An 11,597-nucleotide genomic window follows, 5' to 3' on the forward strand; every position below is an offset into this window, starting at 1 on the left:
GCCGCCGTGGCGCCCGGAAGGCCCAGGTTTGCCGCATTGGGCGTTGTTTACTCAGACAATAATGTAGCTTCCGTCGATTGCATGTGCACGCATATCCGGATCGTCCCGTGATTGACGCTGATTGTTGTCGAATATACTCCGACAAATAGTCGGCGGCTCACGAGGCTGCTTCAGACGCCGCTCGAGACGGCGACGAGGGAAGAAGCAGCATGAAGCCGAGCAAGCGTCACCGCGCGATCCTGGCCGGCCTGGCGGCGTTTCTGCTGGCGGCGGGCCCCGCCGAGAGCCTGGCCGGCGCCCCCGGCCAGCGCACCTGGACCGCCGACAACGGCGACGGGACCTTCACCAATCCGCTGTTCTACGACGAGTTCTCCGACCCCGACATGATCCGGGTGGGCGAGGACTACTACCTGACCGGCACCACCATGCACACGATGCCGGGCCTGCCGATCCTGCGCTCGCGCGATCTGGTGAACTGGCGGTTCGTCGGCTACGCGGCCGACAAGCTGGACCTGGGGCCGAACTTCCGGCTGGAGGGCGGCGACGTCTACGGCCAGGGCTTCTGGGCGCCGAGCTTTCGCCATCACGACGGCGTCTTCCACATCTTCAGCAACGTCAACCGCGAAGCCACCTTCCACTTCACGGCCAAGGATCCGGCCGGGCCGTGGACGCGCACGCGGATGAAGCGCGGCTTCCACGACCTGTCGGTGCTGTTCGACGACGACGGCAAGGTCTACGTCGTGTGGGGCTATCGCGGCATCCGCATGGCGCAGCTGAACGCCGACCTGACCGACATCGTGCCGGGCACCGAGCGCGAGATCATCGCCCCCGAGCAGGGCATGGGCGAGGGGCTGCACTTCACCAAGGTCGGCGGCAAGTACTGGATCACCAGCGCCTGGTTCGACGGCATGATGCGCCTGCCGGTCGCCCGCGCCGACCGCCCCGAGGGGCCCTACGAGGTCAACCGCGAGATCAGCGTCGGCGAGGACTTCGGCCTGGCCGAGGGCAATCGCCTGGAGGCGCCCAAGCCGCCGTTCAAGATCATCCCGCCCGATCCCCGGCCGCGCGGCCGCACGGCCCTGCACCAGGGCGGCTACGTCCAGACGCCGGGCGGGCAGTGGTGGGGCTATTCGATGATGGACTACAATTCGGTGGGGCGGCTGACGGCCCTGTCGCCGGTGACCTGGAAGGACGGCTGGCCCTATTTCGGCCTGCCGGGGAACCTGGGTCGCAACCCCCGCACCTGGGTCAAGCCCGACACCGGGGCGACACAAGCCCCGCACGTCCCCTACGAGCGCAGCGACGACTTCTCGGGGGCCGCGCTCAAGCCGATCTGGCAGTGGAACCACGTGCCTGTCGACGCCCGCTGGTCGCTGTCGGAGCGGCCGGGCTTCCTGCGGCTGAAGACCCTGCCGGCCGCCGACTTCTGGACGGCGCGCAACACCCTGACCCAGCGCTCGATCGGCCCGGCCTCGCGGCCGCGCACGCTGCTGGACGCCTCGGGGCTGGCCGAGGGCGACGTGGCGGGCCTGGCCCTGCTCAATCTGCCCCATGCCTGGATCGGCGTGCGCAAGGTCGCCGGCGGGCTGGAGATCGAGCAGCGCGACCAGCGTACGGGCCAGATCGCCAAGGCGAAGGTTTCGGGGACGCGCATCTGGCTGCAGGCCGACGCCGACTTCATGGCCGAGACGGCGAGCTTCTCCTATTCGACCGACGGCAAGGCGTTCACGGCCCTGGGCGAGCCGATGGCGATGGTGTTCCAGCTGCGCACCTTCCAGGGCGTGCGCTATGGCCTGTTCGCCTTCAACGAGGCCGGCCGCGAGGGCGGGGTCGCCGACTTCGACGCCTTCGAGGTGTTCGAGCCGCATCCCCGCGGCCTGCGCCGGCCGATCCCGGACGGCCGCAAGGTGACGCTGGCGGCGCTGGGCCAGCAGAGGGTGGTGAGCGTCGAGAAGCGGCCGCTGGGGCGGGCGTTGCTGCGCGGGCCGGAAGGCTACCTGACCGTCGCCGCCGACGGGACCGTGAGCGCCTCGAAGGCGCGCGACGACAAGGCCCAGGCCTTCCAGTGGATCGAGACGCCGACGGGCGAGTTGGCTTTGATGTCGCTGGTCACCAACCGCTTCCTGCGGGTGTCGGAGGCGGGCGTCTGGACCGCCGACAGTCCGGGACCGCAATCCGACGGGCTGGACGGGGCGCGGTTTGTTTGGACTGAAGCTCGATAGCAAAAATCATCGTCATCCCGGGCGAAGGCGCGTAGCGCCGCAGACCCGGGACCCAGGGGGCCGGGCTCCGAGCCCAGGTTCTCCGCTTGGCCGTGGCGGACGCAATGCGGCTGCCCCTGGGTCCCGGCTCTCCGGTTCGCTGCGGCCGGGATGACGGATGAAATTCAAGCCGCGTCCAGCGCCGCCCGTTCCAGCACGTCGATCCGATCCGCCAGCCCGGGCGCGGGCCAGTCGAGCGCCGCCAGGGCCAGGTCGATGACCGGAGCGCGAGGCGGCGGGGCCGCCTCGATCACGGCTTCCAGGCGTTCGCTCATCGCTATTCCGCCGCGATCTGGCCGGGCGCGCGGGTCCAGCGGTTGTCGGGGACGGGCAGGCCCAGGTGCCCGCGCAGGGTGTCGTGCTCGTACTCGGTGCGGAACAGGCCGCGGGCCTGAAGGATCGGCACGACCTGCTCGCGGAACAGGGCGAAGTCGCGCGGGCGCGTGACCCGCAGGATGAAGCCGTCGGCGGCGCGACCCTCGAACCAGCGCTGGATCTCGTCGGCGATGGTCTGGGGCGAGCCGACGAAGTCGCTGCGCCAGGTTCCGAACCGCTCGGCCGCCTGGCGAAGCGTCAGGTTCTGCTCTCGCGAGATCCGCACGATGCGCTCGGCGTGGCCCTTGTAGGCGTTGAGGCTGAGGCCCGAGACGTCGGGGAACGGCCCGTCCAGCGGGTACTGCTTGAAGTCGTGATAGCCGAAGGCGCGGCCCAGCTGGGTCAGCAGCTTGTCGATGCCGACGGCGCCGCGCTGGGCCTCGGCCAGGGCGCGGGCCTCCTCGTCGGTGTCGGCGATGACGGGCGACAGGCCCGGCAGCACGCTGATGTGGTCGGGATCGCGGCCTTGCGCGGCCGCGCGGGCTTTGAGGTCGGCGTAGTATTCCTGGGCGTCCTCGAAGCCGTCGACACCGGCGAACACGCCCTCGGCGATGCGGGCGCCCAGGTCGCGGCCCGCGCCGCTGACCCCGGCCTGGAAGATCACCGGCTGGCCCTGCCGGGAGCGGCTAAGCGCCAGCGGTCCGGCCACCTGGAAGTGCGCGCCCTTGTGGTTCAGGGCGTGCTGCTTGTCCTTGTCGAGGAAGACGCCGGCGGCCTTGTCACGCGGGAAGGCGTCGTCCTCGTAGCTGTCCCACAGGCCCTGGACGACGTCGACGAACTCGCCGGCCCGCTCATAGCGCACGGCGTGATCGAAGTGGGCGTCGCGGCCGTAGTTGCGGGCCGCCCCCTCCAGCCCCGTGGTCACCACGTTCCAGCCTGCGCGGCCCTTGCTGATGTGGTCCAGCGAGCCGAACTGGCGGGCTACGTTGTAGGGCTCCCAGTACGAGGTGGTCAGGGTGCCGACGAGGCCGATCTTCGAGGTCGAGACCGCCAGGGCCGACAGCAAGGTGAGAGGCTCCAGCCGGTTGAGGAAGTGCGGCGCGGTGTCGGGGGTGATGAACGGGCTGTCGACGATGAAGACGAGGTCGAACTTGGCCGCCTCGGCGAGGCGGGCGTTGTCGATGTACCAGCCGATATCGATGCTGGCGTCGCCGGCCAGATCGGGATCGCGCCAGCTGGTGTGATCGGCGCCGACGCCTTCGAGGATGGCGCCGAGTTTCAGTTGGCGTTTCGCGGCTGTGGTCATGTTCGCCTCCGTGTCTTGGCCGCAGGCTTGCGGTCAGGCGAGGCGGGCGACAAATCAGGTGTTCTCAAGAGGCCTATTGGCGGCGTTCAACACCCTGCTTTGGCTGGGGTTTTCGAACGCCGCCGCCTGCTCGGCTGCAAGGCCGATCAGAATTACTGGGCCGGGAAGTCGGTCGAGACGCTCAAGTCCCGCCAGCGTTCCAGCTCGGCCAGCCGCCGCGTATCGGTTTCGCGGATGATGGCGACGGCGTCGCTGCCCAGCGCGATGCGCAGCGGCGGCTCGTCCATGGCCGCGATCGCCAGGATCGCCTGGGCGGCGCGGGCCGGATCGCCCGGCTGGGTTCCGTCATAGGCCGCCTGGCGCCGGGCCGTGGCCCCGACCACGGCGTCGTATTCGGAGCGGCCGGCGCTCAGCGTCGTCGAGGTGCCGGCGAAGTCGGTGCGGAAGCCGCCCGGCTCGACGACGGTCACCTTGACGCTCACGAGGGCCATCTCCAGCGCCAGGCTTTCGGAGAAGCCCTCGACGCCCCACTTGGCGGCCGAGTAGGGCGCGCGGCCCGGCGCGCCGATCCGTCCGCCGACGGACGACAGCTGGATCACGTGGCCTAAGCGCTGCTCGCGCATCTGCGGGATCGCCGCCTTGGTGACGATGATCGTGCCGAACAGGTTGGTCTCGATCTGGCGGCGGAAGTCTTCGAGCGAGGTGTCCTCCACCGGGCCGACATCGCCGTAGCCGGCGTTGTTGACCACCACGTCGAGCCGGCCGAAGGCGGAGACCGCCAAGGCCACGGCGCGCTCGGCCGCGACCGGGTCGGAGACGTCGAGGGCCGCCAGCCGCACGGCGTCGCCATGGCGCGCTGCGAGGTCTTCGAGGGCGCGGGGATCGCGGGCGGTGGCCACCAGATGGTCGCCGGCGGCCAGCACGGCTTCGGCGAGGGCCCGTCCGAGGCCGCGCGAGGCCCCGGTGATCAGCCATGTCCTGGTCATGGGGTTTTCCTTCTTCGGTTCGTTCACTGGGCCTTGGCGGCGGTTTCGATCAGGGCCGAGACCGCGTGCGGGTGCGAGATCATCACCACGTGCGAGGCGCCGGGCACGGTCACCACCTGCCGGGCATGAGCGCGGTCGGCCATCCAGGCCATGGCGGCCGGCGGGATGTTGCGGTCGCCGCCGCCCCAGACCCACCAGGACGGGATGGTCTTCCAGGCGACCGAGACGGCCTTCTCGCCGCCGGCGGCGTCGGTCAGCGGGCGCTGGGCGATCGCCATCAGCCGGGCCTTGGCCAGCGGCACGTCGGCGGCGAACTGGGCGGGGAACTTGTCCTGCTGGATATAGAGGTCGTGGACGCCGCCGGGCAGGTCGACCGGCTTGTCGAGGGCGGCGGGCAGGGTGGATCCGGGGAACTTGCCGGCCAGTTCGAAGGTGCTTTCGCCGACCTCGGGGGCGAAGGCGGCGACATAGACCAGCGCCTTGACGTTGGCGGCGCCCTCGGCGGCGGCCGAGATCACCGTCCCGCCATAGGAGTGGCCGACCAGCACGACCGGGCCGGGGATGGAATTGATGACGGTGCGCACGGCGGCGGCGTCGCTGGCCGCGCCACGCAGCGGGTTGGCGGCCGAAACCACCGGATAGCCGTCGCGCCGCAGGTCGGCGACCACGCCGTCCCAACTGCTGGAGTCGGCGAAGGCGCCGTGCACCAGAACCACCGTCGGCTTGGCGGCGGGCGGCGTGGCGGCCTGGGCGGCGGCGAAACCGGTCAGGCTGAGCGCGACGGAGAAGAGGAGGGCGTTCTTGGACATGGGAGGTTTCCTTGAAGACGTGCGGAAGGGTTCGGCCGCGAGGGCCGTTCGGGTTGGCGTTTGAGGGCAGAGGCTCGGGCTAGCCGAAGGTGAAGGCGTAGGCGCGGACGCCGGGATTGAGGAACGCGATCGCAAAGCCGCGATCGGCGACGGGGCGCGACTGGCGGACGAGCTGATACATGCGGGGCCGGTCGATCACGCCGGTTCCGTCGGGCGCGACGTCCCAGCCGTGGTCGGGGCCTGGCGGCCGGCCGTCCAGCTGGACGCGGTAGCGCAACGGTCGGCCGGGCTGGTCGGGCGCGAGCACCATGTGCAGGTCGCGGGCGTGGAAGCGGCTGGCGATCACCGCGCCGGGCGCCAGGCTGGTGGTGAACTCCTCGCCGGCCCGCCACTCGCCGGAGAAGCCCCAGCGGTTGAGGTCGAGAGCGGTGGGCAGGCGGTAGGCCCTGGCGGCGTCCTGGCGCAGGCCGCCGGGCGAGGCGAAGGCGTCGGCCTTTCCCCAGCCGATATAGCTCTCGGGCGACCCCAGCTCGGCGAAGTCGGGCGCCGCCTGCGGGCCCACGGCCTTGATCGGCGACAAGCTCTCGGCGATCGCCGGACCGGGAGTCTGCGCCAGCAGGGCCTGGATGCGCCGCTCGTGACGGTCGTAGTCGCCTTCGCCCGCCGCGTGGCCGCGCACCTTGCCGTCGGCGTCGACGAAGTAGAACGCCGGCCAGGCGTTGTTGCCGTAGGCCCGCCAGATCCGCCAGTCGCTGTCGAGCACGACGGGAAACGGCACGTCCAGGTCGGCGAGGGCTTGGCGAACGTTGGCGAGGTCCTTCTCGAAGGCGAACTCGGGGGTGTGGACGCCGATCACCACCAGGCCCCGGTCGCCATAGCGGTCATGCCAGGCGCGCAGATAGGGCAGCACCCGCAGGCTGTTGATGCAGGAGTAGGTCCAGAAGGCGACCAGCACGACCTTGCCGGCCAGGGCCTTGGGCGTCGGCGCCGGGCCGTTCACCCACTGCGTCGACAGGGAAAAGGCGTCCAGCGCCGAGGACGAGCCGCCGGCCCAGGCCAGGGCCTTGCGGGCCGGCGGCAGGCCGATGGCGGCGGCGACAGACATTGGGACGAGGCCGACGGCGGCGCCCTTAAGCCAGTCGCGGCGGGAGAGATGTTCGGATCGGGTCACGATGACCGCTCCTTGAAACGGAGGCTTCAGGCCGCCCAGCGGGCGACGTCGAGGATGGCGCGGGCGAAGTCGCGCGGCGCTTCCTGCGGCAGGTTGTGGCCGACGCCGCCGCCGACATCGCGGTGCTCGTAGCGGCCCTTGAACTTGCCGGCATAGGCGGCCGGCGGCGGGTGCGGGGCGGCGTTGCCGTCGCCTTCCATGGTGATGGTCGGCACGGTGATGACGGGGGCCTGGGCCAGCCTGGCCTCCAGCGCGTCGAAGCGCGTCTCGCCCTGCGCCAGGCCCAGGCGCCAGCGGTAGTTGTGGATGGTGATGGCCACGTGGTCGGGATTGGCCAGCGAGGCGGCCGAGCGGGCGAAGGTCGCGTCGTCGAAGGCCCACCTGGGCGAGGCCGTCTTCCAGATCAGGCGGGCGAAGGCGTCGCGGTTCTGGGCGTAGCCCTTCGCGCCGCGCTCGGTGGCGAAATAGAACTGGTACCACCAGGACAGCTCGGCCTCCGGCGGCAGCGGCGCGGCGTTGGCCGCCTGGCTGCCGATCAGATAGCCGCTGACGCTGACCAGGGCCGAACAGCGGTCGGGCCACAGGGCCGCGACGATGCAGGCCGTGCGCGCGCCCCAGTCGAAGCCGCCGATGACGGCCTTCTTGATGCTCAGCGCGTCCATCAGGGCGATCACGTCGACGGCGAGGGCGGCCTGCTGGCCGTTGCGCGGGGCGGCGTCCGAGGCGAAGCGGGTGGTTCCGTAGCCGCGCAGGTGCGGGACTATCACCCGCTTGCCCGCCGCCGCCAGGATCGGGGCGACCTCGGCGAAGGCGTGGATGTCGTAGGGCCAGCCGTGCAGCAGGATCACCGGCGGTCCGTCGGCGGGACCCATTTCGGCGTAGCCGATGACGAGGTCGGGCGTCACAAACTGGCGCAGGGTCCAGGCGGGTGCGGCGGCCGAAGCGCGCGTGGCCAGGGCGCCGGCCGCGCCGGCGATGACGGCGGCCTGCAGCAGGCGGCGGCGGGGAAGGTCGAACTTCGGGGACATGGGGCCTGCCTAGTGCTGGTGGCCGGCGGGGGCGGCCGGAACGACGAAGCGGATCGTGGCGCTGTCGAGCGGGCGATGATTGGCGTCGGCGAGCGTGATTTGAACGCTGTGCGACCCGGGCGTCAGGCCGACCAGGATGATCGGTTCGCCGCTGGCGTCGGCCCAGTGCCAGGGGGCGTCGTCGACGGTGACGTGCACGTGGCCGATGCGGGGCGTGACGGCCAGGGCGGCCGGACCAAACACCGGCTGGATGCGCAGGTTCTCGGCCCGGTACTGGATGAACACCCGGCCCTGGGCCAGCGGGCCGGGCAGGGGCGGATCGACCACCAGGCGCGCGGGCGGCTGGGGCGTGGTCAGCGGCACGACGCCGGCCGGACCCAGGACGTCGGCAGCCGACAGGTTCGGCAGGTTCTGAGCGAAGGCGGGAACAGCCAGCAGGGCGGCGGCCAGGGCGAGGGGGAGGGACTTACGCATGGCGAACCTCGCCGGCGCGGGTCACGGCGTCCTGGGCGAAGGCGGCGATCGCGCAGGCCGCGCCGCCGATGACCGCCGAGGTTCCCAGCATCGCCAGGGTCGAGGCCGTGGGGGCCAGGCCCGAATAGAAGAAGCTGGTCAGGCCCAGGAAATAGGCCAGCGAATTGTTGATCGGCGCGACCTCGCGCAGCGACAGCACGACGATGACGACGCAGATCACCGCGACCGGCGTGGCCAGCAGGCCAAGGCCGGGGGTCATGGTCCCGATCAGCAGGGCCGTGCCGGCGCCCAGGGCCAGGCCCAGCAGGTGCGAGACGGTGTTGGCCAGGCCCGCGCGCAGGTCGTCGCCCGCCAGGTTGAAGGCGGCCCAGCCCAGGAACATGGCCGGCGGCGGCAGCATGACCGAGGTCACGCCCAGGGTGGCGAGCCCGGCGACGGCGGCGACGCTGAGCGAGACGGCGTGGAACTGTGCGGATTTGGGCGTGGCGAAGGCGGAGAGGACGGGCAAGGCGGACATGGGGCGTTTCCTTGGGCTTGGTGAGGGCGGATGGAGGCGCCGCCGCTCGGAGGGGGGGACGGGCGGCGCCTCGGGTCATCCAGCTCAGGTCAGGCGGGGTCAGATCAGGTTCAGGGTCACGCCGATGTTGCCGCGCGTGGCCTTGGAGTAGGGGCAGGTCTGGTGGGCGGCCTCGACCAGGGCGCGGGCCACATCGGCGGGCAGGCCCGGCAGGCTGACGTTCAGGCGGGCCTGCAGCTGGTAGCCTTCGCCGGACTTGCCCAGGTCGACCTCGGCGTCGACGGCGACGTCGGCGGGCAAGGTCACGCCTTGGGCGCGGGCCGCCAGGCCCATGGCGCCGATGAAGCAGGCCGACCAGCCGGCGGCGAACAGCTGCTCGGGATTGGTCCCGGGGGCGGCGCTTCCCGGCGGCGACAGGCGGACGTCCAGCTTGCCGTCGTCGCTGCGGGCCGCGCCGTCGCGGCCGCCGGTGACGTGGGTGCGGCCGGTGTAGAGGACGGTGTCGATGGCGGCTTGCGGGGCGGTGGTCATGTCGATCTCCTTTTCAATCGGATCCGATGTAATCGGTACCGACTTAATAGATCGAAGTTTCGCACATCGTCAACCTTCCGATTTGATCGGGTCCGATTTATATTTGTCTCGAACCGCCGCGAACCGACTGCGGCCCCCTAGGACGCAAGGCCCCGATGACGACCTCCGCCCCGCCTGTCGCCCCTTTGGGCAAAGCCCCCAGGCTCGCCGACTTTCTGTGCTTCGCCGTCTATTCGGCGAACCTGGCCTATGGCCGCGCCTACAAGCCGATCCTCGACGAGCTGGGCGTGACCTACACCCAGTGGATCATCATCGTGGCGCTGTGGGAGGAGGACGGCCAGAGCGTGAAGAGCCTGGGCGACAAGCTCTTCCTGGAGAGCAACACCCTGACCCCGATCCTCAAGAAGCTGGAGAGCCTGGGCTTCCTGCAGCGCCGTCGCGATCCGTCCGACGAGCGCCAGGTGATCATCAGCCTGACGGAGGCCGGTCGCGACCTGCGCGAGAAGGGCGGCCAGCGCACCCTGGTCAAGGCCACGGGCCTGGAGCCCGACGAGTTCCGCCAGGTGCAGAGGACCATCACCCGCGTGCGCGACAACCTGATCGCCCACGTCGCCAACGATGCTTGATTGACGCTCTCCCCGAAGGGGGAGGGTTTGGTGGTTCGCGTCTAGATGTTGTCGGGCTGGCGCGCGGCCCGGGCCTCGGTCGGCGAGACCCCGAAGCGGCCGCGGAAGGCGCGCGAGAACTGGCCACTGCTGGAGAAGCCGAAGTCCAGGGCGATCTCGGTGACGCTGGCGGTCTCGGCGCCGGCCAGCCGCCGCCGGGCCGCGTCGAGCCGCCGGTCGCGAATGGCGCTGGCCACGCCGCCGTCCTCGGCGAACAGGCGATAGAGATTGGCCCGCGAGACGCCGAAGCGCAGCATCAGGGTCTCGGCGTTGAGGGCCGGGTCGGCGAGGCGGCTGTCGATGAAGGCCAGCATCCGTTCGCGAAAGCGCCGGCCCAGGCGCGAGGCGCCGGCCTTGGCCGTATCCGGCCGCCGACGGGCCAGGGCCATGGTCAGCACCTCGATCAGGGCGGCCTCGGCGGCGTCGGCGTCGTCGGCCTGCAGGTCGCCGGCGACGGCGTGGACGTCGACGATGAAGTTGCGCAGCAGGCGGGCCAGCGGATCGTCGGCGCGCAGCACCTGGCCGTGCAGGCTGTGGCCGACGGCGACCCGGTCGACCGGCTGGCGCGGCGCGATCACCGTCAGCCGCCCGCCGCTGGAGGCGTAGGACACGTAGGGTAGGGTCAGGTCGAAGACGCAGATGTCGCCGCTGGTGGCGGTGATCGCCGTTCCGTCGCAGTCGCCGCGCAGATCGCCCGAGGTCAGCAGCATCACGCAGTACTGGTCCAGGCCGCCGGCGCGGATCCGTTGGCGCTCGTGATCATCGCGCCGGGGCTCTTTCGCAGAGTTTTTAACATCGATGTTGGTGGGAATGCGCGGCGCTTCATAGAGCTCCTGCCAAAACATGCTCCGAGAACATGGTTCTTTCAGCTCTGTCGACAGAAGCAGGCCTTGGCGCATTAACGAAAGCTCTCGGTGACCAGGCGCGATTACCTGTCTGGTCTGAAACAAGTCCTAATAGCTAATCGAGATTCGCGTGTCAGTTGAGACGTATTGCATCGCCCTGTGAGACGCCTCGCACAGCAAGCCTTTGCAGAATGTGCAAATGAACCCTCAGCGCTGAAGCCCGGACCACGGGCCGCGCGCGACGGACTTCCAGTCCGAAAAGGCAAACCGCTGGCGACGGCGGGACGCAAAGCCTCCGGCCTCGATCCTTCGAGGTAGCGGGGCCGCCGAAGGGGAAGACGCCGTCGCCGCGTGCGCCGTCGCGTCATCCCCCTTGTTCGCAATCAGGTCCCGGAAAGGACCGAAAAGGGGTGAGTGAGCGTCATGCGCAAGGCTGTCGAGCCGGTCGTTTTTCAAGGTGGTTTCAGCACTGAGCGCGGCGTTATGTCGCGCCGCCGACGGTTGGGCGCCGCCGCCTCGGGCGTCGCGCTGCTGACCGCGCTGTCGATGGCCGGGGCGATGGTCCCGGGCGTAGCCCTGGCCGACGGCGGCAGCTCCAATCGGGTCGTCGCGGGCGCGGGCCCCGGCGGGGCCGGCGGCGTCGACGGCGACGCGGCCAGCGCGACCGGCAAGGACGGCTCGGCCGGGAC

General features: G+C 70.6%; 13 protein-coding genes and 1 riboswitch. Of the genes, 3 read left to right on the top strand and 10 right to left on the bottom strand.

Translation table 11 applies throughout. The annotated features are described in order from the left end of the window. The first annotated feature begins 209 nt into the window (after positions 1-209). Positions 210-2,222 carry a glycoside hydrolase family 43 protein gene (locus AC1DCG_RS09680; protein ID WP_477030035.1) on the top strand — a complete coding sequence of 671 codons (2,013 nt, stop codon included), beginning with the start codon at positions 210-212 and terminating at the stop codon, positions 2,220-2,222. Positions 2,223-2,386: 164 nt separating this feature from the next. On the opposite strand, the gene AC1DCG_RS09685 is transcribed toward AC1DCG_RS09680, so the two are convergent. From AC1DCG_RS09685 to AC1DCG_RS09725, 9 genes are all read right to left on the bottom strand, one after another. Further along, positions 2,387-2,536 carry a hypothetical protein gene (locus tag AC1DCG_RS09685; protein ID WP_165260208.1) on the bottom strand — a complete coding sequence of 50 codons (150 nt, stop codon included), beginning with the start codon at positions 2,534-2,536 and terminating at the stop codon, positions 2,387-2,389. A gap of 2 nt (positions 2,537-2,538) precedes the next feature. Then, the gene (locus AC1DCG_RS09690) at positions 2,539-3,882 is read right to left on the bottom strand and encodes an LLM class flavin-dependent oxidoreductase (RefSeq protein WP_477030036.1); all 1,344 of its coding nucleotides are present in this window, start codon (positions 3,880-3,882) and stop codon (positions 2,539-2,541) included. 152 nt (positions 3,883-4,034) lie between these two features. Further along, positions 4,035-4,868 (bottom strand): oxidoreductase, encoded by an 834-nt coding sequence (locus AC1DCG_RS09695; RefSeq protein ID WP_477030037.1) that lies wholly within the window; start codon positions 4,866-4,868, stop codon positions 4,035-4,037. Between the two features lie 23 nt (positions 4,869-4,891). After that, positions 4,892-5,677: an alpha/beta fold hydrolase gene (locus AC1DCG_RS09700; RefSeq protein WP_477030038.1), complete on the bottom strand. Its 786-nt coding sequence runs from the start codon at positions 5,675-5,677 to the stop codon at positions 4,892-4,894. A 79-nt stretch (positions 5,678-5,756) separates the two neighbouring features. Beyond that, positions 5,757-6,848 (bottom strand): redoxin domain-containing protein, encoded by a 1,092-nt coding sequence (locus AC1DCG_RS09705; protein ID WP_477030039.1) that lies wholly within the window; start codon positions 6,846-6,848, stop codon positions 5,757-5,759. Positions 6,849-6,874: 26 nt separating this feature from the next. Then, the gene (locus AC1DCG_RS09710; protein ID WP_477030040.1) at positions 6,875-7,876 is read right to left on the bottom strand and encodes an alpha/beta fold hydrolase; all 1,002 of its coding nucleotides are present in this window, start codon (positions 7,874-7,876) and stop codon (positions 6,875-6,877) included. A gap of 9 nt (positions 7,877-7,885) precedes the next feature. Further along, entirely contained in the window at positions 7,886-8,350 is a 465-nt protein-coding gene (locus AC1DCG_RS09715; protein WP_477030041.1) for a DUF6130 family protein, read from the bottom strand. Beyond that, entirely contained in the window at positions 8,343-8,867 is a 525-nt protein-coding gene (locus AC1DCG_RS09720; RefSeq protein ID WP_477036524.1) for a DUF1097 domain-containing protein, read from the bottom strand. Before AC1DCG_RS09720 ends, AC1DCG_RS09715 begins: the two co-directional genes overlap by 8 nt. 99 nt (positions 8,868-8,966) lie before the next feature. Beyond that, positions 8,967-9,398, bottom strand: a complete 432-nt coding sequence (locus tag AC1DCG_RS09725) for an organic hydroperoxide resistance protein (protein ID WP_477030043.1) — start codon at positions 9,396-9,398, stop codon at positions 8,967-8,969. Between the two features lie 155 nt (positions 9,399-9,553). On the opposite strand from AC1DCG_RS09725, the gene AC1DCG_RS09730 reads away from it, so the two are divergent. Next, positions 9,554-10,024, top strand: a complete 471-nt coding sequence (locus tag AC1DCG_RS09730) for a MarR family winged helix-turn-helix transcriptional regulator (protein WP_477030044.1) — start codon at positions 9,554-9,556, stop codon at positions 10,022-10,024. 41 nt (positions 10,025-10,065) lie between these two features. Here the strand turns inward: AC1DCG_RS09730 and AC1DCG_RS09735 are convergent, their stop codons facing one another. After that, the gene (locus tag AC1DCG_RS09735; protein ID WP_477030045.1) at positions 10,066-10,908 is read right to left on the bottom strand and encodes a helix-turn-helix domain-containing protein; all 843 of its coding nucleotides are present in this window, start codon (positions 10,906-10,908) and stop codon (positions 10,066-10,068) included. A 251-nt stretch (positions 10,909-11,159) separates the two neighbouring features. Continuing rightward, a riboswitch (cyclic di-GMP riboswitch) is annotated at positions 11,160-11,239 on the top strand. Between the two features lie 152 nt (positions 11,240-11,391). Here AC1DCG_RS09735 and AC1DCG_RS09740 point away from each other — a divergent pair. Beyond that, positions 11,392-11,597 (top strand): hypothetical protein (locus tag AC1DCG_RS09740; protein WP_477041468.1); only part of this gene is annotated, 206 nt, incomplete at its 3' end.

The organism is Caulobacter sp. 10L414, assembly GCF_056395525.1.